A 24127-nucleotide genomic window follows, 5' to 3' on the forward strand; every position below is an offset into this window, starting at 1 on the left:
ATGGCTACAGTTTGTACCATCCATCAGTTATGAGGTGGAGGCGGCCGCAGGACGTACCTCCGTCCTCGTCTTGTTCGCTCATGAACTGCGAAGGCACTGCATGCTAATGCAACGTCATTTTATCCCATTATATTCCACTTAATCCCGCTATATCCCGGATCACTGCCAAGTATCCTGCAACTCCCTGCCAAATATATCGCTAATTCTCATTATGCGAACACTTCCGCATAAATCCTCTTCTTTTATTCTTTGCAGGGTAGCAACTGGGTAGCAAAGTAACTGCGGCAATCAGAAACTGTTTCGGTCATAACCCAGGTGGCCTCGCCTTTCGTCTCGGTTTTGGGGTTGTCTGCTCTCTCATTCTATCAGCAAAAATAAGTGTCGCATGGTTAGACCTGTGAGTATCGTGCATTAATACCAAGAGGCACAATAAGAAAGAGAAGTGATTCCGATTACTCGGTCGGTTCGGCGGCAGGACTAAGGTGGATGAAATCTGGTCAGAAGCTGGTCTTCTTTGTTGCATTCTGGTCTGCATATAAAGAATTTAACAAAGTAGTCGGAACCGCTGAGACACATATATTCAAGCGGCTTGCAGGCCATACTGACCTGCAAACCGCTTTATTGCGAATGACAGAGTACCTCAAGTTCGACGCCCGCCAACCTGGTGAGGTTCTGACACTCCCAAAAACTCTCGATGGAAGCGCTGCCGATGTCCTATGCCCAGCGCACGCGTGCGGGCTTAGGTTGTCGCCGGCACGCTTTTCAAACTCGCGAAGGCCAGAATCACACCGAGCACAACACCCAGGGCGGCAGCGAACAGCACCCGGAGTTCCGGAGGGAGCATGAATGTCACCGTGTGGGCGGGGATCCAGAAGAACGGAATGGTTTTTCTGAAAACAAAACCCCACAACATGTTCCAGTCAATTTCATCCAGCAGGTGGCTGACAGGCAGCGGCGAGAACAGGCCGCGCAACGTGCCGCCGGTCTTTTCGATGTGCATGGAAACCACGGCGTGAGCCATCATGAACAGGGGGGCGAACAGGATATTCATCAGCGTGCTTATGCTGAAGGCCAGCCCCAGGCGAACCAGAAAACTGCCGTTGATCAGATCATCGGGAGCGACGGAGAACCCGGCCTGTTCGAGGAACACCGGCGTGCCCGAGGCGTACACCGTAAAGGCCGTGTGGATGAGCAGGCCGATGACGCCCCACATCAGAACTCTCGGCAGCACGCCGAAACCTGGTTGGAGGTATTTCCCAGTGGTGATCCTGAGGGCCACCATCTCGCCGAGGGTGCCCAGTATTGCGAACTTGAGAAAACTCATGAAAAAGCCGTGCGCTTGCGCGAACTCATTCACGGCCGCGACATTGTCGGGAAGAACAGTGAACAGCGCCAGAGCCAGGGCAATGCCCACGATAGCTATTCCATCGGAACTTTTCATTTTTCTCACCCTGATGCCTTTGACATTGCTCTGTTGCTGGATCGTGGCGTGGGCTCAGGCCCATCATGTGCGAGCAATGTTCTTTTTCCTGGAACGGAATGATCAGACACGACGCGCTTCCGGAGTAGGAGCCCTCAACATAAGCAGCCGCCGCGACAGGTGCGAAGGGCGTGGCTCCGGTGGAGAAACCGGGAAGGCGAAGCGGCCTCCATTGTCCCAGGGTATTGACGAAGCCTCAGCCCGGCACGCTGCACAATGCGTGGGTGGCTGCTCTTGCGTGGGGGGAGAGAAGCACATATGGCATGCTCCTCTCCCCAAGAAGCCGTCACCCTCTTCTGGCGGCTACCAGCATTTGTTGTACAGGCCCACGACATCGTTGAACGAGGGCACCCTTGGCGTGGTGATGGTCGAGACCTCTTCAAGGGCGTCCTTGGACATGGCTTCGATATCCTTGCTATCGACCGTCGCGCCGATCTGTGCTGCAACACCGGTGATGGTCCTCGGGATGCCGATGTCGTCATTGAGGCGCTGCACGGCCTGGATAGCCGCATCCTCGGGATAGGGGCCAAGGTCGCTCATACCGCTGAGCCTGGCGATGGTGGCCATCTTTTCGCGACATACGATCTTGTTGTATTCCAGCACCGTAGGCAGACACACGGCGTTGGCGAAACCGTGGGGGAAGTTGAAGAACGCGCTCAGAGGGTGCGCCATGGAGTGGACCAGGCCCAGGCCGCCGTTGCTGAACGCGATGCCGGCCATGGTCTGGGCGTAAGCCATCTTCTCGCGCGCTTCGATGTCGTTGCCATTGCCCACGGCGCGGCGCAGGTACTTGAAGATCAGCTCGATGGCGCCAAGGGCCATGGCGTTGCTGTACTCCATGGCGCCGATGGAGATGTACGCTTCGATGGCGTGCGTCATGGCGTCCATGCCGGTGGAAGCCGTGATTGCCGGGGGCAGGCCGGTCATCAGCAGCGGATCGATGATGGCGACGGAGGGCAGCAGACGGCCATCCAGGATAACCATCTTCCAGTGGTGATCCTCCTGGGTGTTGGTGATGACCGCGGCGCAGGTGGACTCGGAACCCGTGCCCGCGGTGGTGGGGATGGCGATGTAGAAAGGAAGGTCGGCCTTGAGGAGCCCCATGCCGCGGAAGTTGCCCAAGGGGCCGCCGTTGGTGGCCAGGATGCCGCACGCCTTGGCCGCATCCATGGAGCTGCCGCCGCCAAGACCGATCAGGCAGTCGCAACCTTCTTTTTTGTAGAGGGCGAAGGAATCCTCGGCATTCTTTTCATGGGGGTTCGGCACGGTCTCGTCATACAGGGCGAAGGGGATGCCGGCAGCGGTCAGGATATCTTCCACCTTTTTCGCCAGGCCAACTTTGACGACGCCTTTGTCCGTCACGATCAGCGGTTTTTCCAACCCCTGCATCTTGATCGTCTCAGGCACCTTTTCCAGTGCGCCAGCGCCGGTGAAGATAATCTTGGCCAATTGAAACGCAGTAATCATAGCTCGCCTCTTTGTGTTACACGATTGCGTTCTCTGGCATCGCAAGATGCCATCCACAACAGTTGTCTTTGAAGGCTACAGCTTTATTCAGGAACGGCAGCGCAGCATCATTGCGCATTACGGATGGCTTCCAACACTCGTTCCGGAGTTGCCGGCAGCCGGTATATCCGGGCGCCACATGCGTCATGAATGGCATTGATGACCGACATGTGCGGGTTGACCATGGGGCCTTCGCCGGCGCCGGAAGCGCCAAAGGGGCCATGCTCGCGCAGGTTGTTTTCGAAGTACTCGATCTCCATGTCGTCCGGGATGCTTTCGATGTAGGGAAAACCCCCGCCGATCATGGTGGAGTGCTTCTTGATGTCTTCGAAGTCCTCGCTCAGGGCCAGGCCGATGCCCTGGGCGATGCAGCCGTATATCTGTCCGTCCACAGCCAGCCGGTTGTTGATGGAGCCGAGGTCCGCAACGCAGGAAACCCTGTCCACCTTGACCTTGCCGGTGGCGACTTCCACCGAGACTTCGGCCATGTAGATCGTGTACATGCAGTTCACGAAAGGATCGCCAAGGCCGGTTTCCGGATCGCAGACGCTGCCCTGTGAGGAGTAGGTGCCTTCGAAACGCGTGGGCTTTTCGGCGGCCACGGCTTCGTCATAGGTCATGAAGCCGCCGTCGGCCTTCTTCAGCGTCTCCAGCATGGCAGTGCATGCGGCGCGCAATGCACCGCCCACAACCACCTGGGAGCGCGACGCGCCGGCCGGCCCTGCCGGGGGTTGCTTTGAAGAATCCGGCCAGCTGAAGCGGATCTTTTCCACGGGAACGCCCATGGGCCGCAGGGCCTCGTGCGTCGTGCCCACGGCGCCGATGTCCGCGCCCTGGCCATGGTCCTCCCACGAGCACCCCAGGGTCACGCCGTTGTCCGGGTCGTACTGGATAAAGACCTCGGCCGTATCCATGCCGTCCGCGCCGGCGCCGTAGACGCCCACGGCAATGCCTACGCCTTTCTTGATCTCTTCGGTGGAGTTCCTGGCGGTGCGCGACTTGGCCTCCTTGTACTTCGGGCGCAGCGCATCGAGCAGTTGCGGCAGCGCAATGACGTCCGGCGTTGCGCCGGTGGGCGTTGTGGAGCCCTCGCGGTAGCAGTTGGCGTAACGGAACTCCAAGGGGTCCTGGCCAAGGGCCTCAGCCAGATCTTCCACCAGGGTTTCCCCGACAAAGTACGACTGGACCCCGCCGAAGCCGCGGAATGCTGCGCCCCAGGCGTGGTTTGTACAGACGGTGCGGCCCATGCCGCGGATGCTCGGAATGTCGTAGCCCGCGCCGATGAACTGGATGCCGCGTCCAGTCAGCACGCTGGCCATCTCGCAGTAGGGCCCGTGATCCACCGCATAATCATGCTCCAGGGCCAGGATGCGCCCGGTGCTCTTGTCCGCAGCCATGCGCGCGCTGATGTGGAACGGGGAGCGCTTGCCCGTGTAGGTCATCTGCTGGTGGTAGTTGTAGCGCAGGAAGCAGGGCCTTCCGGTGACCAGCACGGCGGCGCCAACCAGGGCTTCGGAAGTGGGGCTCAGCTTGTAGCCGAAGGTGCCGCCCATGGGGTTGGAGGCCATGGCGATCTTGTCAGGCGTCAGCCCGATGCCTTCGGCGATCATGAAGGCGTGCAGGTGCACGGCAATGGACTTGCTGTGGATGTGCAGCAGTTCGTCTTCGCCCATATACCCGAACGAGACATCCGGTTCGATGGGCATGTGCGGCTGCCGGCTGGTGACAAAATCACCCTGCGCCACCACCACGTCGTCGCGTTCAAATATGGGGGCGGTTTCATCGCCTTTGATCAGCGGCTGCGTGAAGTACACGTTGGGCGTGCCGGGATGGATCTCTATGGCGTCGTCCGCCATGGCTTCAGGCGCACTCATGTATGCAGGCAGCATCTCCAGCTCCACGGCCACTTCCTTGGCCGCCGCATTGGCCTCTTCATAGGTCGAGGCGCATACCACAGCCAGGACATCGCCATATTGGAACACCTTGGTATCGCTGATGATGGGGCGTTCCCAGCCGTCACCTTTGTGGTACGGGCTTTGAACCAGACCGAAAATGCGGTTTTTGCCCTTCACGTCCTTGGCTGTCAGCACGGCGTGCACGCCGGGCATTGTCTCCGCCTTGGACGTATCGATGCTGAGGATATTGGCGTGGTTCACCTCGGCCTGCACCAAGGCGAGACACAGTGTGTCGTCAGGCAGCTTCAGGCCCAGGTCCGCGCCGTAGTCCAGCGTGCCGGTGACCTTGGCCTCGGCAGTGGGGCGGGGGTACTTGGAGCCCCAGATACGCCCGTCTTCGGGCATCTTGAACTCCAGGCTCTCTTCCGGCGCATCGCCGCGAAGGACCTCGGCAGCGGCCATCACCGCGTCCACAAGCGGCTTGTAGCCGGTACAGCGGCAGGCATTGCGGTGTTTCTGGAACCAGTTCCTGACATCGGTGCGCGTGGGGGTGTCGTTCTCGTCCAGGAGCCCCTTGGCCGAGACGATGAATCCCGGCGAGCAGAACCCGCATTGCGCCGCGCCATACAGGGCCCAGGCTTTTTGCAGAGGATGCAGGTTGCCCGGCGCACCAATGCCTTCGATCGTGGTGACATAGGACTCCTCAGGAACCCGGCTCATCTTGGTGATGCAGGACCTGACAACCTTGCCGTTCAGAATCACGGAACAGGCGCCGCACTGCCCCTGTCCGCAACCGACCTTAGTGCCGGTCAGGTGCAGCTGCTCTCTGAGCACTTCAGCTAAAGTGGATTTTGCCGGGGCGAAAACAAGCGTCTCCACCCCATTGATGAACAACCTTTTCTGCAACGTTGAACTCATGGCTCGCTCCTGTTTTTATTCGTCTGTAGGCAAGCGACATGCCAACACGTTGCACATCAATATATGTCTGAAATTATGGATGAAATAGATAATTTACGCCTGTATTTACATGTTAATTGCCCCTTTACATGTCACGAAACATGTAAAGATCGTGTCAGCTGTCTGCGGCATACAATGCGACTGTCTGCGCGGGATCAGCCCAAAGTCGTGGCGTCGGGATTAGGTGCCCTTACTTGAAGGAGGGCAGGTGGCTTGTGTGAGCTTCTTTGAGAGTGTACGCTGGCGTACAAATTACGATGTATACGGTGCTATTCTGTCGCTTGTGATATTGTTCACTATAATGAAGTGAATGGAGTGAAGCATGCAGACACCATTACCCACCAATAATTGCAATCCTCCTGATGATACACTTCAGGAGTTCCGTGAGCACTCTGACTTTTACAGTAACTTTGTCGCCCCGGGCGGCCCACAGACCTTGTTCTGGCAAAAGATATATGATGCCCGTAAACAGTTTCATGAAGGAATAGTCGGCCAGTTCACCCACATCAGGCCCCATATCATCCGGTCCTGGAAGCGCTCGTCAGCCGCCGGCGCCCCGTATACGGGGCTGCCTTCCGTACGTCTCAGCGCCGAAGAGTTGAACAACATTCTTAAACGCAACGAGTTTTTGCTTTCCACTGCCAAGCCCGTGATGCAGGAGCTGCTGGAGAACATTCACCCCACCAGCAATTGCATCATTCTGACAGACAGCAATGGCCAGCTCATTGACAAACCCCGCTTTTTGCAAAGTGGGGTTTGTTTTTATGAACCGATTTCTTTTCAGGCCGCTGCCAGCTGGGATGTTGGCTCGATCGGCCCCAATCGAACGAGACAGAGAGACTGAGGAAGAAAGTACAGGCATTTGGGCTGCAAATATTTGTATGACAGCTCCAAAGGGGCCAGCAGCAAGGCCATTTTCTTCATGTTTTGACATGTGGCGGAAAGCAGGCTTTGAACCTGGACCTTAGCCAGGCCGCAGAACCGAGCATAGCGATGCCCGTGCAGTTGTTTGGCGTCGGCAAAGCTGCGCTCTACGGTCTCTTTCCGGCGAGCATAGATTCTTTTTCCGAATTCCGTGAGCCGGTGCGCATCCACCGTATCCACGTATTCCCGCCACACATGGCGTGTCACTGTTTTCTTGCAATTCCGGTTTGTTGTGCACTCTTTCAGTAACGGACAGCGGCGGCAAACCTTTGGTAACGAGTCATAGAGACGATATCCTTCGCGGTTGGTGGTGGAGTAGTGAAGCTCCTGGCCTTCGGGGCAAAGATAGCAGTCCTTGTCCGGCAGGTATTCAAAGGCGCGTTTGGGGAGCATCCCTTTGCGACGAGTGGGACGACGATAGCCAATGACACCATAAATATGCTTTTCTTCCAGCGTCTTGCAAATGTGTGAGGTGAAATATCCTGCATCGAGGCCGACGTGCTTCACAGCAAAGCCGAAGCGGTTGATTTGTCGGTCCAGCCGATCGAGATAGGGCATGCTGTCATGCACCGAGGCCGGAGTTACGTAACTGTCGGTGATAATGTTGTGTCGGCTGTCCACAGTGCGATGATCCAAGTAAAAGAAGCCCTTAGGCTTGCCCTCGCGTACCATGTACCCGCTGTCCGGATCGGTTGTGCTCTGCTTGATCCGCTTGGACCCCGCTTCGCGGTTGTCCTGCTTCAGCGGTTTCTTTCCATGCCTGCGCCTGTCTTCCTCCACGGCGTCTTCAAGTTCGCCCAAGTATGACTTCGTGCTTTGGGCAACGAGCTTTTCCGTAAATTTATGCTTGTTGGCGTTGGCTTTCAGGTGGGTGGAATCGGTGTAAAGCGTGTGTCCGCCGACAAGCCTCTTTTTCATGGCCTGGAACACTATACCGTCAAAAATGTCCTGGGCAACGCTGGTGTCGTTAAATCTGCGCCGCCGGTTTTGGCTGATGGTGCTGGCATCGGGCACTTTGTCCTGCAATCCCAGGCCAAGGAACCAGCGATAGGCAACATTGACCTGGATTTCCTTGACAAGCTGACGCTCGCTGCGGATGCCAAACAGATAGCCGATGAATAGCATTTTGAAGAGCACCACCGGTTCAATGGCCGGACGGCCATTGCCCTCGCAATACAAATCCTTGGTGAGCTCATGAATAAAGGAGAAATCAATAACCTTGGCAATTTTGCGAAGCAGATGATTCATGGGGACAAGTTCGTTGATCGAAACAAACTCCATTTTCACCTGCTGATTTTTGGGCGGCTTTAGCATGAAGATAGTATAAGAAAACCCTCGCCGATTGGCGAGGATTTGTCAGCATTCTGGGCCGGGTAAATAAGCCCGGCCTTTTGTATTTCAGGAGAGAAGAGAAGTACTTTAAATTCCCAAATATGCCTCTCTTATGTACGGACTTTCCAGAAGTTCCGAAGCAGGACTGCCCATGACGATGCGGCCGTGCTCCAATACATAGCCGCGATCGGAAAGGCTCAGTGAGTGCTTTACATCCTGCTCGACCAACAAAACGGTGAGCCCCTTGTTGGCGATCATGCGGATGGTGCGAAAAATTTCCGCTATCAGGATGGGAGCCAGGCCAAGGGAGGGTTCATCCAGCATCAAAAGTTTTGGGCAGGCCATGAGCCCGCGACCAATAGCCACCATTTGTTGCTCACCGCCAGAAAGCGTCATTGCCGCCTGCCCTTGGCGCTCTTCAAGACGCGGAAACAGGGCGTACACCTCTTTCAATGTTTGTTCACGCTTGGCGTATGCCTGCTTGTTGTGCGCGCCGGCAAGAAGGTTGTCCTTTACGGTCATAAGGGAGAAAAGCCGCCTGCCTTCCGGCACCTGTATCAGTCCGGTATTGACCACATCCTCCGGAGGGAGCGAGTGGACAGCCTTTCCTGCAAAGGTGATTGTGCCGAAAGAGGGCTTCAGGAGTCCGGAAATGGTCTTCAGCATGGTGGATTTTCCTGCGCCATTGCCACCGATGATTGAAACCACTTCGCCTTCTTCCACCGAGATATCCAGGCCATAAAGCACCTGCACATCGCCGTAGGACACGTTGATATTGTTGATTTCAAGCAGTGCCATAATCTTCTCCCAGGTACGCCTTGATTACATTCTCGTCACTGGCGACCTGTTCCGGTTTGCCGCGGCAGATTTTCTGACCGAAGTGGATGACCACGATCTCATCAGAAAGAGCCATGATGGCGCGCATGATGTGTTCGATGACGAAGATGGTTACGCCAGTCTTACGGAGATTTTTGATGATCTCGATGACCTCGTCCACCTCTGTGGGGCGCAGGCCGGCCATTACTTCATCCAGAAGCAGCAATTTAGGGCCTGTTGCCAGCGCACGGGCAATTTCCAGACGTTTACGGTCTGCGATGGTTAGCGCACCGGGCATGGCGTCACGTTTGTCAGCCATACCCAGCAAATCTAAAACTTCCATGGCCTTGTTTTGCGCCGTAGCCCGTTTGTCTGTCAGAGCAAATGCGCCGACAGTGACGTTGTCCAATACGTTCATGGACTGGAACGGTTTTACGATCTGGAAGGTGCGTGCAAGACCTTTTTTGCAAAGATCCCAGGACTTTTGCCCGGTTACATCCTCACCGTCAAAGATGATTTTTCCGGAAGTGGGGGCATAATGTCCGGCAACACAGTTAAAAGCGGTTGATTTGCCGGCGCCATTGGGGCCGATCAGCCCCAGAATTTGCCCCCGGTCTATATCCAGGCTCAGGTCGTTTACGGCAATGAGACCGCCGAAACGCATGGTAAGGTTTTGTACTTGGAGCATGCTGCTCATTGTTGCTCCTCCTGTGCCGCAGTGGTGAAGCGATTGACAATGCGGTTGAAGAGTTTGGTGAGCGGTTCTGTAAGGCCACGAGGCTGATATAACATGACGACGATGAGCACCAGGCCAAGGATGATGAGGTGGAGCCCAGGCAAGGTCGCTGAAAAGTATATGCGACTGAATTCAGTGACAGGGCGCAACAGCAGCGCGCCAATGATCGGCCCTGCAATGGAGCCTCGTCCACCTATGAGGGCGATAAAGGCCAGCTCAAAAGAGAGATCCAAAGTCAGAACGCTCTTTGGATAGATGAACAGGGTGAGCTGCGCCAGGAATGTGCCTGCGAATGCGGTGAGCATTGAAGAAAGCACCATGGCCAGCACCTTGTATCGCGCAACATTGATTCCAAGTGCCTGAGCCGCTTCGGGCTCTTCCCCACCGGATTTGAGATAGTACCCCATTTTGGAACGAGAGATGACATAGGTAAGGAATACTACGGCAATCAACATGATGAGGATGATGTAGTAGTAGGGCTCCTTGCTTGCGAACTGGAATGCCCAGAGATTTCCACCATCCTGACCAATAGGGGGGATGTTCAAGCCTCGCGGACCATTCAACTTCAAGGGGCCGAGCATATCAATGTTTTCCACCATGACGCGGAAACCTTCCACAAACGCCATGGTAGAGAGGGCAAAGTACGCGCCGCGCATCTTCAAGGTGGGCTTGCCAATCAAAAAGCCAATGGCGCCCGCTATCACCCCTCCCACCAGCATACCTATCCAGGGGCTGATGCCGTATTGCAGCCAGAGCACGGTGGATGCATAGGCGCCGATGCCTACAAAAACTGCGTGCCCGAGAGGCAGTACGCCGGCAAAACCGCCAACAAGGTTCCAAGTGGTGGTCATGTAGGCGTAAAGATAGAGGATGATGAGAATATGCAGGTATGTCGCGCTGCGCACCACAAGGGGCAGGGCGAAGGCCGCCACCGTGACGGCTATAAGACTGTATCGTTTGAAATCCTGTTGGGTCATGTGTCGCTCGCCTTTTGGCTTACCAGTCCTGTTTTTGTCCAAACAGGCCAGATGGTTTCACAAAAAGAACCAGCAGGAAGAGGGCGTAGACAATGCCCTCGGTCCAGGTGGAGGCCATGAAGTTGGGGCCGATGGACTCGATGAGTCCAACAATGACCCCGCCGACTAAAGCGCCCCAGATGGAACCTAATCCTCCCAGCACCACGATGACGAACGACTTGATGTCGAAGGGAATGCCAACCGTGGGGTAGACATTGTAAAATGGTGTGAGCACGGCGCCAGAAATTCCGGCGATGGCTGTGCCGATGCCAAAGGCGATATTGAATATTTTCCACTGCCCTATGCCCATCAAGCTGGCGGCTTCGCGGTCCAGGCTGGTGGCGCGTACGGCTCTGCCCAGCCGGGTGTGCTGCAGAAACAGGTAAAGTACGCCGGCAGTCAGAATTGTGGCGATTGCGCCGTATAATTTGGGCACGGAAACGAAAATTTCGCCGAACTCGAGCATCTTTCCGTGGAGCGGGTTCGGTGAAAGCGCTCTGTAGTCAGGCCCGAAAAGCAACAGGGCCAGGTTGTCCAGGACGTACCAGAGTCCGGTTGTGACGATAATGACAGTGATGGGTTCGCGGACGTTCTTTTCGGCAATAAAAATAGGGCGGATGAGCAGGTGCTGGATCCAGTAGCCAAAGAGATACATTGCCGGAATGATTATCACCAGAGCCAGATATGGGTGCAGGCCTGAGAGAGTGACGGTCCAGTATGCCACGTACATACCGACCATGAGAAACGAGCCGTGCGCGAAGTTGATGACCTTGAGCACCCCGAAGATGAGCGTCAGCCCCAAGGCAACAAGGCCGTAGATCAGGCCCATGAGCACGCCGTTGATGCAATCCTGTGCGATGAAGACCAAGTCCATGAAAGGCTCCAGGCTTTTTTGTGGAGCAGGGTAAAAACCCTGCCCCACGTGATGGAGGAACTACTTTTTGGGCATGGGGAAGACGGGAGTGTAACCGTCTCGGCGTGCGCCCTTGGGCCAAACAGTGATGCGCTCCAGACCGTTGCCCAGATCGTTGATCTGGACGATGGAGAGGGCCGCGTTTTCATTCTGGCCGGATTCGTCGAACTTGACGGCGTCATAGGTCATGATCATGCCGGGGCCGGATTTGAGATCGGTCTCGGCCAGAGCTTTGCGGATTGCATCGGGCTCCAGGGAGCCAGCGCGTTCCAGGGCGTCTGCCAGCACGTACATGGCAACGTAAGCGTCCACTGCTTCGCCAGTCAGGTTGTTGCCGTATTTTTCGCGGTATTTGGCGTTGGCTTCTTTGGCGCCCGGCTTGTTGACGTCGGCTTCCCATTCCACGATGTCAAAGATGTAGCGAGCGTTTTCGCCGCAACCGGAAAGGAAAGTGGGGTCGGCATGGCCTCCGCCGGAACCCAGGATGACCTTGGGGCTCACTTTGTAGTCGGCCAGGGTGTTTGTCAGCAGAATGGCGTCAGCAGCGTTGGAAACGAGCAGCAATACATCGGGGCGGGCACGGCGGATTTTGTTGACCAGCGGGGTCAAGTCGGTCGCGCTGGAGGAATAGGGCTCATCAAGCACAATTTCCATGTTGTTTTTCTTGGCCAGTTCTTTCCACTGAGCTGCAAAGCCGGTGCCCCAGTCGCCATTTTCGTAGACAAAGGCGACAGTGGAAAGGGTTTCGCCAAATTCTTCCTGCATGTCCTTAAGAAACGTGAACTGGTCGCGAGTCCACCAGGAGTCTTTGGCGGCAATGCGGAAAACGTTCTTGAAGCCACGCTCGGTGATGGTGTCACGCACGGAAACAGGCACGATGTAGGGGATGCCGTAACGTTCGGCAACCGCGGTGGAAGGATAGGTGACGCCGGAGTTCCAGGCACCCGTCAGTACGTGAACCTTTTCGGTGTTAATGAAGCGCTCGGCCTCGGTAACGCCAACATTGGGGTCGGACTTGGAATCGGCGTACAGCAGTTCAATCTTCGCGCCGCCAAGCGACTTGATGCCGCCGGCTGCGTTGATTTCTTCTATTGCCATTTCGCGGGCTTGTTTTCCTTGCTGCCCCACGGATGCGGACGGGCCGGAAAGGGGCAAAATGTTGCCTACCTTCACGACGGTTTCTGCAAAGGCCATGGTCGGAAGGGCCATGCACATAATCAGGACAACAGCCAGCAAATGCGTACGTTTCATACCGTCTCTCCTTAATACTTATGGGGGGTTAAGCGATGGCGGCAAAACCTTCGTCGATAATGGTGATGGCCCTGTCGAGTTGTTCTTCGGTTATGACCAGGGGCATGAGCGTGCGGATGACGTTGCCGTAGTTACCGCAGGAAAGCAGCATCAAGCCCTTTTCAATGCAGTGGGCCGTAAGGGCCTTGGCTTTGTCGGCAGCAGGCTCCTTGGTTTCGCGGTCGTGCACCAGTTCCAGGGCAATCATCGCGCCCTTGCCGCGAACATCTCCAATGATGGAGTATTTATTTTGCATGTCTTCAAAAGCTGCAAAAAGTCTTGCGCCCAAGGCAGCAGACTTTTCCACAAGCCCTTCTTCTTCAATCACTTCCAGAGCCGCAAGAGACGCAGCGCAGCAAACCGGGTTGCCGCCGTAGGTGCCACCCAGGCCTCCCACTTGCGGGGCATCCATGAGTTCTGCCTTGCCCGCCACTGCGGATATGGGCATGCCGCCGCCAATGGACTTGGCCATACACACAAGGTCGGGTTCCACGCCCCAGTGTTCCATGGCGAACATTTTTCCGGTACGGGCTGCGCCGGTCTGCACTTCGTCGGCAATGAACACAATGCCGAATTCTTCACAGATGGCCTTCAGTTTGGGGAAGTATTCCTTGGGAGGTGTGAGGAAGCCGCCTTCACCAGAAATCGGCTCCACCAGCACGCAGGCAGTGTTTTCTGCGGCGAAGCTGTTGATGAACGCCTTGCGCAACAGGTCTGCGCAGGCAACACCGCAGGACGGATATTCCTTGCCCACAGGGCAGCGGTAACAGTAGGCGTAGGGAATGCGATAGACTTCTGGCGCGTAGGGGCCAAAACCGAATTTGTAGGGTTTTACCTTGCTTGTCAGGGTCATGGTCAGCAAGGTGCGGCCATGGAATCCGTTTTCAAAAACCACCACACCGTCCCTGCCTGTAGCGTGGCGGGCTATCTTCACCGCATTTTCCACTGCTTCCGCACCGCTGTTGAAAAGGGCTGCCTTTTTGGGAAACGCACCAGGCGTAAGGGAAGCCAGCTTTTCGGCCAGGGCCACGTAGCCTTCATACATGAAGATGTGAAAACAGGAGTGTTGCAGCTTTTCAGCCTGTTCCTTGATGGCGGCGACAACCTTTGGGTGAGAGTGCCCCACATTCATGACACCGATACCGCCGGCAAAGTCGATGAATTCACGACCATCCACGTCGGTCACAATTGCGCCTTCCCCTTTTGCAGCAAAAATAGGGGCAGCATTGAAAACGCCCTTGGCGACAGCCTTTGTTCTTCTCTCCATCAAGTCTTGTGTCTGCGTATTCATTTCCATCCTCGCTATAGTTGCAGTTGCCAAAGACGTTATTACAACCTGTATGCCTATATCCTGTTGTAGCATATATTTCAGCATATTATGCTCTTGTCGCGGTCTCACTTTCTTAAGATCGATTCAAGTGTGAATCGAATGTGACCAGAAAGCTTTTATGCGCAGCGAAAAACGATTCAAAAATGAATACAATTGAAATTATTGAGTTTTTAGAAAAGTGTAAAAATGCTGCTACAGAATTTTACAAAAAAAGATAAAAATAGTGTAATTAAATCAAAGGAGTGTCGAGTGGAGGTGGGAGCGCTGCAAAAAGAATTAAAATACAGAGTGATTTGCTTTTGCATCACCCTGCATGGTCATTACTTTGGGGCGGGCGGATGCCGTGTCGTTTCAGTTTGCGCACTATCGTCGGCTGGCTTACGCCAAGGTAAGCGGCCATTTCTCGTGTGCCATGGCAAACTGCCCGCGCCTTGATCAGCATTTCACGCTCAACCGCATCCACTGCATCTGGCAGCGAAGTACTGGAATCCCCGTCCTGAGGTTCTGATTTGCTGCCGATCTGATCGTCCAGAAAGTCATCGAGGATGGTGTCGTCGCACATGACCACCCCCTGTCGTATAAGCCCCTTGAGCTCGCGTACGTTGCCAGGAAAGGGGTATTGCTGCAGGCGGTCCAGGAACCGGGGCGTAATGCGTTTATTGGTGTTGTAGCGTTCGTTGTTTTCTTTCAGCAGCAGGGTCACAAGCTCAAAAAGGTCTTCGCGGCGCTCCCGAAGGGGGGGGATGGAGACCGTGAACGTCTTGAGCCTGTAGAGTAAATCTTCGCGGAATTTTTTGGATTCCGTCATGGCTTTAAGGTTTCTGTTGGTAGCGGCGATGATGTTACATTCAAGAGGGCGCGATTTATTGCTACCCAGGGGGAGAAACTCGCGTTCATCAAGGGCCTTCAGCAGTTTTGCCTGGCCAGAGGGAGAAATTTCGCCAACTTCGTCCAAAAACAGGGTGCCGTCACCGGCAAGTTCCATCAATCCAACGCGCCCTGTTTCCAATGCCCCAGTAAAGGCGCCCTTTTCATAGCCAAAGAGCTCAGCCTCGAACAGCGTATCGGGCAGGGCAGCACAGTTGACTGAAATAAACGACTTGTCCTTGCGGGGGCCGCCTTTGTGTATGAATTTCGCCAGGAGTCCTTTGCCGGTGCCTGATTCACCAAGCAAGAGCAAGGTCGTCGCCTCCAATTGGGCCAGCTTGTGGCAGGTCATCAGAACGCGACGCATGGATTTCGACTCGGCCACGACACCACCGCGCTCGTACTCCAACATGGTCAGGCCATCCAGCTCACGCTGTACTTTCTCCTGAGCACGGCGGGCTTGCTCCAGACTTTCTTGCAGGGTGTTCAGGTCGGTAATGTCGCGTTCATTGGCCACCACAAGAAACAGTTCCCCCCTGTCATTAAAGGCGGGGGTGCCGGTAACAAGCAGTTGCTTGCCCGTTTTTTTGACGTTTTGAATGATGGTTTGCTGCCGTTGACTTTGCTGCACCCGTAAGGTGACGGAATCATCGATAAGACCGCGCTCCAGAATACTGCGAATATTCTGCCCCCTGAGGGTTGCGGCGTTGAAACCATTCATTTTTTCCGAGGCGCGGTTGATGTCCAGCACCACGCCCTCACCGTCCGTAACCCAGATGCCGTCGCTGGAGGAATCGAATATGGTTTGCAGTCTGCGTGCAAGGTTTTGATACGCTTCGAGGTTGCAGGCCATTGGTTCGAAACGTTCCGGCCGTTGCAAACTGATAACGGCGCCTACAAGCTTCCCCTTCTGCATCAAGGGGGTGATCTCGAAAAAAAGCTGGTTTCCCTTATCGACTATGCGTCCGACCCCGGCCTTGAATTCCGGAGACGCCAGAGCCTTGCGGACCTTGGGCGTGGCAAGGGGGAGTATCTTCTCGCCAGGACCGCCAAGGCAATCTTCCACGTTCCGCCCTCGTTTATGTAGAAAGACTTTGGCGCCCTTGTTCAGATAGAGCACCTTGCAGTCGAGGTCGAAGGCGACCACGGCGTAGCTGACGGAGTCCAGAATGGACAGGAAGTCGTCGATTTCAAGCATGGCGATCTAGTATCAGATATCATACCCACTGGAAAAGGCCTTGTTCGCAAGGGGGCGTAAAGGAAAGCAACAGAAAACCCCTGCATGCGACTCGCTCACATGCAGGGGGTATAAGGCGTTGGTAGATAAAGGAAGCTAGCCTATGCAGATGGGCTTGACGTTGACGAACTCCCGGATACCGTATGCGCCGAGCTCGCGCCCGTATCCTGAATTCTTGATTCCGCCAAAGGGCAGGTGCACATCGCTGCGCACCAGACTGTTGATGAACACACAGCCTGTATTGATGCGGACCGCAACCTCCACAGCGCCGTCTTCGTCCTTTGACCAAACAGAGCCGCCAAGGCCAAAGGGCGTGTTATTCGCCAGGGCCACGGCCTGGTCCACGTTGGCCACGCGGTATACCAAGGCCACGGGGCCAAAGAGTTCTTCCTGGCTAACGCTGGAGTCAGTGGGGACATCCGTAATTACTGTGGGTGGGTAAAAGGCGCCTGGGCCCTCAGGGATTGCTCCGCCAATGTGTATTTTGCCGCCAGCATGTACGCAGCGGTCCACCTGGTCCTGGAGTTCTTGCCGCAGATGTGTGGAAGACATGGGGCCCATGTCGGTGCCCTTGTCCATGGGGTCGCCAACCACCAGATTATCGAAGCTTGCAACCAGCTTGGCGACAAAGTCGTCGTACACCGCATCCAGCACGATAAAGCGCTTGGCTGCGATGCAGGTCTGGCCGGTATTGCCGCAGCGGGACATGGTCGCAATCTTCACCGCCTCGTCCAGGTCGGCATCGGGCAATACGATGAAGGGGTCGCTGCCGCCCAGCTCCATAACAGACTTTTTCAGGCGCGCGCCGGCAGCAGAAGCCACTTTGCGGCCTGCGGGCTCGCTCCCTGTCAGGCTCACGGCAAATACGGAAGGATGATCCAGGACAGACTCCACCTGCCGCGCCCCAATAAGCAGAGAGCGGAATACGTTTTCTGGGAAGCCGGCGTCCTTGAAAATTTGTTCTATGGCCAGGGCGCATTGCGGCACGTTTGAGGCATGCTTGAGCACCACCACGTTGCCCGCCATCAAAGAGGGGGCGGAAATACGGAAGACCTGCCAGAAGGGAAAGTTCCATGGCATGACGGTGAGGACCGTGCCGAGGGGCTCATAGGTGATAAAGGCTTTTCTGCCCACGCCCTCAACAGGTGCAGGGGCTAGCATGGCCTCCCCCTCATCCGCATAATAGTCGCAGACCGCAGCGCATTTAAGGGCTTCCCCTTCGCCCTGCTTGATGGGCTTGCCCATTTCCCGGGCCATGACTTCTGCCAGCCAGGGCGCTTGCCTACGCAATTCCTCTGCAGCGCTTTTCAGGAGCTCCCCGCGTTTGGCAAAGCTGAGGGCCCTCCATTTTTCCCACGCAGCAGCCGTGGAATCGAGAATTTCTTGTGTTTGTTCAGGTGAATACTCATCAAAGGTGGCGAGAACTTCTCCGGTGGCCGGATTCAGGCTCTGGATAGCCATATTGGTTCAACTCCTTGGTTTGCAAATATGATCGCACCTAGCTTAAAAAATAGGGCGTTTTGAATCACTATATATCGCTATGCTGCAATTTTCCATGGGGCAGGAAGCAGATAGCATGCCTTTGGAAAGAAAGGCTGGTAATTTGGACTGTTGGCTCAATGTGGTGACAGCAAAGAAGTAATATTTGATTCAAATATGAATCATAAGTTTTTGTAACATGTTTGAATAAAACAATAAAAATTGATTCAATTGTGAATCGGAAAGTCTCGTTGTTTTTTCATGGTGACCACGGTGCACGTAGCATGGAAAAACGCGCAGGGAATGAGCGGTTCTCGTTATTTTGCCTGGGCATGTAAGTTCATGGATGCTGCGCCCTGCATTTCAGAGAGAAAGACTGATGCAAATATGAATCTCCCGTGATGATGTTTCATGAAATAGCGCTCCTTGAATACCCCTCGAACATTGAAAAATGTGCTCAAGTTTATGTGTCCAAGAAAAAAGCGCCTGGGGCCTTTGCCACAAGCGCTTGATTTTCTGGTGGAGATGAGGGGGATTGAACCCCTGGCCTATGCGTTGCGAACGCATCGCTCTCCCAGCTGAGCTACATCCCCGCTGAAGGGAACCCTTATAGCAAAGACAGCCGGAAGACCTCAAGAAATATTTACGGAACAGTTTGTTAAAATGCAGTGCTGCAGCATTCGATAATGTGCTGCGCCCTGTGGCGGTAAGTGTGGTTGCTCAGTAGCGCATCACGCCAGGCGTGTTGCAGCTGTTTCCTTAGGTCGCGCTCCGTTTCCAGGCGTTCGAGCGTGCGCTCCAAAGCAGGGCGGCTCCAACTGCCATCCACCGTGACAGGGGCGGTGATTTCCTGAGAAAACAGTTCCAGGCCCGGGGTTGCGTCGCTGAGCAGGAAACCGCCAGCCACCCATACATCAAAGTGACGTTGCGTCAGCCCTGCTGGCAACAGCAAGCTTGTGGCGTTCAGGGTATAGCGGGCGCTGTTATATAATGATGGAAGCTGGCCGTAATAGTCTACAGGTGGGGCAAACGCCGCCTTGTCGGCCAATTCGGGTAGCAACTCCTGCCAGTCGTCATCACCATACACTTGCAGAGGCAATGCCGCAGCTGCAGCACGGAGGCAGCGCAGACGTAGTTCCTGGCTGGCCTCCTCCGCGCAGCACCCTGCAAGCCGGGCCTGTGTCCCAGGCCACAAGGGGGTTTCCTCAAGGTGGGAGCGCCACCATGTATAGTCGGGGCGGTGGCCTGATTCCATGTACGCCATGGCCTCACGCCAGAGTGCCTGCGGAGGGTGCATGCCGGCAAAGAAGCTGCGCTTACCGGGAAAGGAAGCGCGCCCTACAAAGAGTGCGTGCTCCTGTACCTTTTGATGGCGGGCATTTTCAGGGGGGGAGAACGCTTCAGGCCAGGCAGCAAGGGGCAGGTTGTGAACGCTTGTGGCGCCGTATGCTTCCAAATCATCAATAAAGGATGCATCTGTAACAAACAGCGCAGCCTGCCGCCAGAAGGGGGTCTTGAGCCCTGAAAGCAGATGCCATGGGTTGTCCACGCACCAAATGGCCACGGGGACTCCAGCCGCCTGCAGCAGGTGGAAGCGTTCGCCGTACGCATCCAGCCCGTGAAAATTGATGCTGCAAAAAAGGGCGGGGGTTTCTTCCTGTAACGCCTGGACAAGGTTTGCCTGGTCCCCATCGCCTGTTGGTAGTTCACGAACCTGCATGCCGCACGCTTCGAAACCGTGTCGCAATTCATGCACGAGCAGGGCATTGGTAGAGGAGGGCAACAGTACCGTTTTGGAGGTATTTGCCCGATCGGCAATGCCCAGCGCCATTTTTTGCGCCTGGGCGAGAATGCTCCCCCAAAATGACGGAAAGAGTCTGCTCACGTGGCTGTATGAATAAACACTTCCTTCCTGAATGGCGCGCTGCAGGATGGTGGAGAATGCCGCATCGGCAGGGGAAAGACTGTGCCATCCTGCAGGTATGGAGTCATGCCAGGCTGTGGGCATTTGCTGCGTGAAGGAAGGCGCTTCTATATAATAGATGTCACGCGCGCCGGCAGAGAGTTGGATAGCGTATTCCGGTTCCGGCCCCACCCCTAGAAATAGCAGGGGGGTTTGTCCTTTGCCACTGAGGCACGTAAACTGCTGCAGCCCGGCGGCAAGTGTCTGGCGCCGCCCGAGTTCGTTGACGACGTGCAGCCTGTGGGGGCGGCCAGGACGGGGGGCAGATGCAGAGTGGGGCGGTTTGGATGATTGGGGCATGAAGGGACCTGTTGCGCTCTTGGCGAAAAGGGTTATTTACGCTACTGTCGCGTCCTTTAACGTGGCATATACTAACGCAGAGCAAAAAAGTCTTACAATCTTTGCTGCTCAAAGTAGTTAACATACCCCAGAAAATATCGCGCCCTTTCTTTACTGAGACGCGTGCACCGTTTCCTTATGAAAACGTATCGTGACCATTATTTCAAGCGTGCAAAGCAGGAAAGCTATCCTGCGCGTTCTGTTTACAAACTGCAGGAAATCGAGAAACGCTTCAAGATACTAAAGCAAGGCGCCCGTATCCTGGACCTTGGCGCTGCGCCTGGCTCCTGGACACTTTTTGCCGCTAAAAAAGTGGGCGGCGGAGGCCGCGTGCTTGCGGTAGACATCCAGGATATTCTTGCTGCGCAAAACGAGGGCGTTCAGGAGTTTCCGCCCAATGTGACCCTGCTGCAGGCAGACGTTTTGGAACAGGATCCCGAATTGATGGAAGCTCTTGAAAAAAATGCCCCTTTTGACGCCGTGATAAGTGACATGGCACCCAAGACCACAGGCGTCAAGTTTACGGACCAGGCACGTTCCATGGAACTTGCAGAGATGGCGCTTGCTTTGGCAGAAGAATGGCTTGGGGCAGGGGGCGCCTTTGTGGTCAAGGTGTTCATGGGACCGGATTGCAACACGTATATGGCGGAGCTGCGCAAACGATTTGAGACGGTGAAGTCGTTCAAACCGCAAAGCTCGCGCAGCGAGAGCAAAGAATTTTTTTATATCGGTATGGGCTTTAAGAAACCTGCGTCAGAAAATTCATAAAGAAATTTGACGGCAGGGCGTTAGATCAACCTGTAACCAAAAAAGAACCACCCGGCGCAGCGCGTCGGCAGGAGGCAATATGGCCGGACATAGTAAATGGAAAAACATCCAGCACCGCAAGGGACGCCAGGACGCTAAGCGGGGCAAAGCCTTTACCAAGGCCGCCAAGGAAATCATCATTGCTGCCCGCGGCGGTGGCGACGCCAACTTCAACCCCAGGCTGCGCCAGGCAATTGCAGCGGCCAAGGCCATCAACCTGCCCAAGGACAAGATCGACCAGGCCATCAAGAAAGGTACTGGTGAACTTGGGGGCGAAAGCTACGAAGAAATCACCTATGAAGGGTACGGACCAGGCGGTGTAGCACTGCTCATCGAGTCTGCCACGGATAATCGTAACCGTACCGTTGCTGAAGTGCGCCACATCCTTTCCAAGAATGGCGGCTCCATGGGTGAGTCCGGCTGCGTGAACTGGATGTTCGACCGCAAGGGTGTGCTGACCTTTGACAAGGAAAAGGCTGACGAAGACCAGTTGATGGAAATCGGTCTGGATGCCGGCGTAGAAGATGTGGTGGATAACGGCGACAGCTGGGAAGTGCACTGCCAGCCCGATGATTTTGAAGCCGTGCAAAAGGCCTACGAAGACGCCAGCCTGGAGTTTGAGGAGAGCGAGCTGTCTATGGTGCCGCAAAACAGCGTTGACCTGGATGTAGATAATGGCCGCAAGATGATGAAACTCATCGACATGCTTGAAGATAACGACGACGTCCAGAAAGTGCACGCCAACTTCGATCTCTCTGACGAAGTCATGGCCCAGCTCGAGGACTAGCACGTCCGTGTCAGAGCAAGGCGAATCCCTCGTCGTGCTGGGGATAGACCCTGGATCGCGCTGCACCGGGTATGGCTTGGTGCGCGAGGTGTCCGGGCAGTTATCTCTTGTGGTTGCGGGGGTTGTACGCCCCAATGCCAAAGCGCCCATCAGCGATCGTTTGGGGCATATTTTCAAAGGGTTGGCAAAGATTATCGAAGCCAATGCCCCTTCTGAGGCTGCAATCGAGGACGTATTCACGTATAAGAACATTGCCTCGGCGCTGAAGCTGGGGCAGGCAAGGGGCGCGGCCATGGCCTGCTGTGCGGTGCATGGTCTTGCCGTTTCAGGTTATGACCCCCCTAGTGTCAAAAAAAGTCTTGTAGGCACGGGGCGCGCAGATAAATCCCAGGTTGCCTTCATGGTTGGGCAGGTTCTGGGGTGTCGCCCCAACTGGGCGCAAGACGCCAGCGATGCGCTGGCCGTGGCAATCTGTCATTTGAACAATCGCCGTCTGGCCAGGCTGGCCAAGCTGTGAGTCTGGCGCAGAGGACCTGGAAGAGAGGACAGCTATGCGTGTATTGCTCGTGACATCACTCGTGTGCATGCTGCTTATGACTGCAGGATGCGGTGCAGGGCGCGATGTTTATCATCACCCCGACTTGAATGCGCAAGATGAAGAACGCGATTACAACAACTGTTTATTCGAAGCCCAGAAGTCCACGGGGAATCTTTCTGACAGCGATGACCGTGAAGACCGCATCGAGGAAATGGTCGACAGTTGTATGCGTTCCAAGGGATATACCCCGTGAAGCATGCTCGCGGGCGCAAGCAAGCGCCCCGTGCGAGGGCCAGTATGATTGCATATCTTGAAGGCAGGTTGTTGGACAGGGGGGAGAGCTCCTGCGTAGTGCTGACGGCTGGCGGGGTGGGCTACGAAGTGCATCTCACGGCCCAGGGCGTTTCTCGTTTGCCGGAAAAAGGCGCAGAGGTTTTCTTCCATACCAGCACCATTGTGCGTGAGGATGCGTTGGACCTCTACGGATTTGCCAGCGCGGACGAACGCAACACCTTCAACGTGCTGCTTGCCATCTCCAAGCTAGGACCAAAGACGGCTCTGGCCACGCTCTCCGTGTTTTCACCGGATGATTTGCGCCAGGTGGTTGCAGGGGATGATCCGGGAGTGCTTACCCAGGTGCCCGGCATAGGCAAGAAGTCTGCGCAGCACATTTTTCTCGAGCTCAAATACAAGCTCAAATCCGAAGTGAGCGATGGCCTTCCCGGAGCGTCGCAATCCGCAGCCACAGCCTTTCGTGACGCCTTGGCGGGACTGCTCAATCTGGGATATTCCGAAGCTGAAGCTCGCCCTGCCTTGGAGCAGGTCTTTCAGGATGAACCCGATATGGATGTGGCCGGCGCTCTGCGTCTGGCCCTGAAAGCCATGGCCAAGAACCGCTGATGCCAAACGACGCCTGCACGCCAAACGGAACGCCTTTGGGCGCATCTGCCGGTCCTGATGACAACATCCGGCCACGGAGTCTGGATAGTTTTATCGGGCATGACGACCTGCGCGACAATCTGCGTATATATCTGCAGGCCGCCAGTGAACGGGGGCAGGCCATGGACCATACATTGTTCTATGGCAATCCCGGCCTGGGCAAGACAACCCTTGCCAGCATCATGGCGGCGGAGTTGGGGGTCAACATCATCTCCACCTCCGGCCCTGTGTTGGAGCGTAGTGGCGACCTGGCCGCCATCCTGACCAACCTGCAGCACCGCGATATCCTTTTCGTGGATGAGATTCACCGCATGCCTGCAGCCGTGGAAGAGATTCTCTACCCTGCCATGGAAGACTTCAAGCTCGACCTGGTCATAGGGCAGGGGCCTGCCGCGCGTACGGTAAAGATCGATCTCGAACAGTTCACCCTTGTGGGAGCCACCACGCGCATAGGGCTTTTGAGCTCGCCTTTGCGCGACCGCTTCGGCGTCGTGCTGCGTCTGGAATTCTACTCTCCTGAAGAGCTGGCCCGCATAGTCAAGCGCGCATCCGGCATCCTGGACGTCGATATCAGCGAAGAGGGCGCGCTTGAGATTGGAAGACGCTCCAGGGGGACCCCCCGTATCGCTAACAGACTTCTTAGGAGAGTGCGTGATTTCGCCTCCGTGCAAGGGGCGCGCACAGTGGATGCCGATCTTGCTCACCAGGCGCTTGAGCGCATGGACGTTGACGTGCTGGGCCTGGACCAGATGGACCGTGTCATCCTGAACGTGATTATCCATCATTACGGGGGCGGGCCCGTGGGCGTTAAGACCCTGGCGGCCGCCTGTTCGGAAGAAGTCCGCACCATAGAAGAAATCTATGAGCCGTACCTGATACAGTGTGGCTTTTTGAAGCGTACCCAACGCGGGCGCATGGCCACCGCCAAAGCCTATAAACACCTCAAACAGCTGCTCTGAGCCATTCTCAGAGGCCG

The 24127-nt window shown here is 55.7% G+C and carries 20 protein-coding genes and 1 tRNA gene; 7 read left to right on the forward strand and 14 right to left on the reverse strand.

Going from position 1 to position 24127, the window contains the following annotated elements:
* Positions 1-739: 739 nt before the first annotated feature.
* The 3 genes from ACZ5EH_RS15440 to ACZ5EH_RS15450 all read right to left on the reverse strand — a co-directional run bounded on the left by ACZ5EH_RS15440 (position 740) and on the right by ACZ5EH_RS15450 (position 5799).
* Positions 740-1441: an Mpv17/PMP22 family protein gene (locus ACZ5EH_RS15440; protein ID WP_464274768.1), complete on the reverse strand. Its 702-nt coding sequence runs from the start codon at positions 1439-1441 to the stop codon at positions 740-742.
* 342 nt (positions 1442-1783) lie between these two features.
* Positions 1784-2947: an iron-containing alcohol dehydrogenase gene (locus ACZ5EH_RS15445; protein ID WP_464274769.1), complete on the reverse strand. Its 1164-nt coding sequence runs from the start codon at positions 2945-2947 to the stop codon at positions 1784-1786.
* Between the two features lie 107 nt (positions 2948-3054).
* Entirely contained in the window at positions 3055-5799 is a 2745-nt protein-coding gene (locus tag ACZ5EH_RS15450; protein WP_464274770.1) for a molybdopterin-dependent aldehyde oxidoreductase, read from the reverse strand.
* Between the two features lie 361 nt (positions 5800-6160).
* Between ACZ5EH_RS15450 and ACZ5EH_RS15455 the strand changes: the two genes are divergently transcribed.
* On the forward strand, positions 6161-6682 hold the full coding sequence (locus ACZ5EH_RS15455; protein WP_464274771.1) for a hypothetical protein: 522 nt from the start codon (positions 6161-6163) through the stop codon (positions 6680-6682).
* Here the strand turns inward: ACZ5EH_RS15455 and ACZ5EH_RS15460 are convergent.
* The 11 genes from ACZ5EH_RS15460 to ACZ5EH_RS15510 form a co-directional block, all read right to left on the reverse strand.
* Positions 6619-8076, reverse strand: coding sequence for an IS1182 family transposase (locus ACZ5EH_RS15460; protein WP_464274772.1), 1458 nt, complete (start codon positions 8074-8076; stop codon positions 6619-6621). The two genes, ACZ5EH_RS15455 and ACZ5EH_RS15460, sit on opposite strands and share 64 nt — an antisense overlap.
* A gap of 105 nt (positions 8077-8181) precedes the next feature.
* A complete protein-coding gene (locus ACZ5EH_RS15465; RefSeq protein ID WP_464274773.1) occupies positions 8182-8892 on the reverse strand; it encodes an ABC transporter ATP-binding protein in 711 nt (236 codons plus the stop codon).
* Positions 8879-9607 carry an ABC transporter ATP-binding protein gene (locus tag ACZ5EH_RS15470; RefSeq protein WP_464274774.1) on the reverse strand — a complete coding sequence of 243 codons (729 nt, stop codon included), beginning with the start codon at positions 9605-9607 and terminating at the stop codon, positions 8879-8881. The genes ACZ5EH_RS15465 and ACZ5EH_RS15470 overlap by 14 nt, the downstream gene beginning before the upstream one ends.
* Positions 9604-10623: a branched-chain amino acid ABC transporter permease gene (locus tag ACZ5EH_RS15475; protein ID WP_464274775.1), complete on the reverse strand. Its 1020-nt coding sequence runs from the start codon at positions 10621-10623 to the stop codon at positions 9604-9606. The genes ACZ5EH_RS15470 and ACZ5EH_RS15475 overlap by 4 nt, the downstream gene beginning before the upstream one ends.
* Positions 10624-10642: 19 nt before the next feature.
* Entirely contained in the window at positions 10643-11536 is an 894-nt protein-coding gene (locus ACZ5EH_RS15480; RefSeq protein WP_464274776.1) for a branched-chain amino acid ABC transporter permease, read from the reverse strand.
* Between the two features lie 60 nt (positions 11537-11596).
* On the reverse strand, positions 11597-12826 hold the full coding sequence (locus ACZ5EH_RS15485) for an ABC transporter substrate-binding protein (protein ID WP_464274777.1): 1230 nt from the start codon (positions 12824-12826) through the stop codon (positions 11597-11599).
* Between the two features lie 28 nt (positions 12827-12854).
* Positions 12855-14156: a 4-aminobutyrate--2-oxoglutarate transaminase gene (gene gabT / locus ACZ5EH_RS15490; protein WP_464274778.1), complete on the reverse strand. Its 1302-nt coding sequence runs from the start codon at positions 14154-14156 to the stop codon at positions 12855-12857.
* Positions 14157-14499: 343 nt separating this feature from the next.
* Complete coding sequence (locus ACZ5EH_RS15495; RefSeq protein ID WP_464274779.1) at positions 14500-16260, reverse strand: sigma-54 interaction domain-containing protein; 1761 nt, start codon at positions 16258-16260, stop codon at positions 14500-14502.
* 135 nt (positions 16261-16395) lie between these two features.
* Complete coding sequence (locus tag ACZ5EH_RS15500; protein WP_464274780.1) at positions 16396-17760, reverse strand: NAD-dependent succinate-semialdehyde dehydrogenase; 1365 nt, start codon at positions 17758-17760, stop codon at positions 16396-16398.
* A 535-nt stretch (positions 17761-18295) separates the two neighbouring features.
* Positions 18296-18371: transfer RNA gene (locus ACZ5EH_RS15505), tRNA-Ala, on the reverse strand.
* Between the two features lie 65 nt (positions 18372-18436).
* Complete coding sequence (locus ACZ5EH_RS15510; RefSeq protein WP_464274781.1) at positions 18437-20041, reverse strand: glycosyltransferase family protein; 1605 nt, start codon at positions 20039-20041, stop codon at positions 18437-18439.
* Between the two features lie 177 nt (positions 20042-20218).
* Between ACZ5EH_RS15510 and ACZ5EH_RS15515 the strand changes: the two genes are divergently transcribed.
* The 6 genes from ACZ5EH_RS15515 to ruvB all read left to right on the forward strand — a co-directional run bounded on the left by ACZ5EH_RS15515 (position 20219) and on the right by ruvB (position 24110).
* Positions 20219-20848, forward strand: a complete 630-nt coding sequence (locus tag ACZ5EH_RS15515) for an RlmE family RNA methyltransferase (protein ID WP_464274782.1) — start codon at positions 20219-20221, stop codon at positions 20846-20848.
* 79 nt (positions 20849-20927) lie between these two features.
* Positions 20928-21674 carry a YebC/PmpR family DNA-binding transcriptional regulator gene (locus ACZ5EH_RS15520; protein ID WP_464274783.1) on the forward strand — a complete coding sequence of 249 codons (747 nt, stop codon included), beginning with the start codon at positions 20928-20930 and terminating at the stop codon, positions 21672-21674.
* A gap of 7 nt (positions 21675-21681) precedes the next feature.
* On the forward strand, positions 21682-22191 hold the full coding sequence (ruvC, locus tag ACZ5EH_RS15525) for a crossover junction endodeoxyribonuclease RuvC (RefSeq protein WP_464274784.1): 510 nt from the start codon (positions 21682-21684) through the stop codon (positions 22189-22191).
* Positions 22192-22225: 34 nt separating this feature from the next.
* The gene (locus tag ACZ5EH_RS15530) at positions 22226-22465 is read left to right on the forward strand and encodes a hypothetical protein (protein WP_464274785.1); all 240 of its coding nucleotides are present in this window, start codon (positions 22226-22228) and stop codon (positions 22463-22465) included.
* A 44-nt stretch (positions 22466-22509) separates the two neighbouring features.
* Positions 22510-23112 (forward strand): Holliday junction branch migration protein RuvA, encoded by a 603-nt coding sequence (gene ruvA / locus ACZ5EH_RS15535; RefSeq protein ID WP_464274786.1) that lies wholly within the window; start codon positions 22510-22512, stop codon positions 23110-23112.
* On the forward strand, positions 23112-24110 hold the full coding sequence (gene ruvB / locus ACZ5EH_RS15540; protein ID WP_464274787.1) for a Holliday junction branch migration DNA helicase RuvB: 999 nt from the start codon (positions 23112-23114) through the stop codon (positions 24108-24110). Before ruvA ends, ruvB begins: the two co-directional genes overlap by 1 nt.
* Positions 24111-24127: the final 17 nt, after the last annotated feature.

The sequence above is a fragment of the Desulfovibrio biadhensis genome (assembly GCF_055388615.1).

Excerpts from the sequence above, each read along its gene's own strand:
- ACZ5EH_RS15440 (WP_464274768.1), bottom strand. The coding sequence starts at position 1,441 with ATGAAAAGTTCCGATGGAATAGCTATCGTGGGCATTGCCCTGGCTCTG.
- ACZ5EH_RS15445 (WP_464274769.1), bottom strand. The coding sequence starts at position 2,947 with ATGATTACTGCGTTTCAATTGGCCAAGATTATCTTCACCGGCGCTGGC.
- ACZ5EH_RS15450 (WP_464274770.1), bottom strand. The coding sequence starts at position 5,799 with ATGAGTTCAACGTTGCAGAAAAGGTTGTTCATCAATGGGGTGGAGACG.
- ACZ5EH_RS15455 (WP_464274771.1), top strand. The coding sequence starts at position 6,161 with ATGCAGACACCATTACCCACCAATAATTGCAATCCTCCTGATGATACA.
- ACZ5EH_RS15460 (WP_464274772.1), bottom strand. The coding sequence starts at position 8,076 with ATGCTAAAGCCGCCCAAAAATCAGCAGGTGAAAATGGAGTTTGTTTCG.
- ACZ5EH_RS15465 (WP_464274773.1), bottom strand. The coding sequence starts at position 8,892 with ATGGCACTGCTTGAAATCAACAATATCAACGTGTCCTACGGCGATGTG.
- ACZ5EH_RS15470 (WP_464274774.1), bottom strand. The coding sequence starts at position 9,607 with ATGAGCAGCATGCTCCAAGTACAAAACCTTACCATGCGTTTCGGCGGT.
- ACZ5EH_RS15475 (WP_464274775.1), bottom strand. The coding sequence starts at position 10,623 with ATGACCCAACAGGATTTCAAACGATACAGTCTTATAGCCGTCACGGTG.
- ACZ5EH_RS15480 (WP_464274776.1), bottom strand. The coding sequence starts at position 11,536 with ATGGACTTGGTCTTCATCGCACAGGATTGCATCAACGGCGTGCTCATG.
- ACZ5EH_RS15485 (WP_464274777.1), bottom strand. The coding sequence starts at position 12,826 with ATGAAACGTACGCATTTGCTGGCTGTTGTCCTGATTATGTGCATGGCC.
- gabT (WP_464274778.1), bottom strand. The coding sequence starts at position 14,156 with ATGAATACGCAGACACAAGACTTGATGGAGAGAAGAACAAAGGCTGTC.
- ACZ5EH_RS15495 (WP_464274779.1), bottom strand. The coding sequence starts at position 16,260 with ATGCTTGAAATCGACGACTTCCTGTCCATTCTGGACTCCGTCAGCTAC.
- ACZ5EH_RS15500 (WP_464274780.1), bottom strand. The coding sequence starts at position 17,760 with ATGGCTATCCAGAGCCTGAATCCGGCCACCGGAGAAGTTCTCGCCACC.
- ACZ5EH_RS15510 (WP_464274781.1), bottom strand. The coding sequence starts at position 20,041 with ATGCCCCAATCATCCAAACCGCCCCACTCTGCATCTGCCCCCCGTCCT.
- ACZ5EH_RS15515 (WP_464274782.1), top strand. The coding sequence starts at position 20,219 with ATGAAAACGTATCGTGACCATTATTTCAAGCGTGCAAAGCAGGAAAGC.
- ACZ5EH_RS15520 (WP_464274783.1), top strand. The coding sequence starts at position 20,928 with ATGGCCGGACATAGTAAATGGAAAAACATCCAGCACCGCAAGGGACGC.
- ACZ5EH_RS15530 (WP_464274785.1), top strand. The coding sequence starts at position 22,226 with ATGCGTGTATTGCTCGTGACATCACTCGTGTGCATGCTGCTTATGACT.
- ruvA (WP_464274786.1), top strand. The coding sequence starts at position 22,510 with ATGATTGCATATCTTGAAGGCAGGTTGTTGGACAGGGGGGAGAGCTCC.
- ruvB (WP_464274787.1), top strand. The coding sequence starts at position 23,112 with ATGCCAAACGACGCCTGCACGCCAAACGGAACGCCTTTGGGCGCATCT.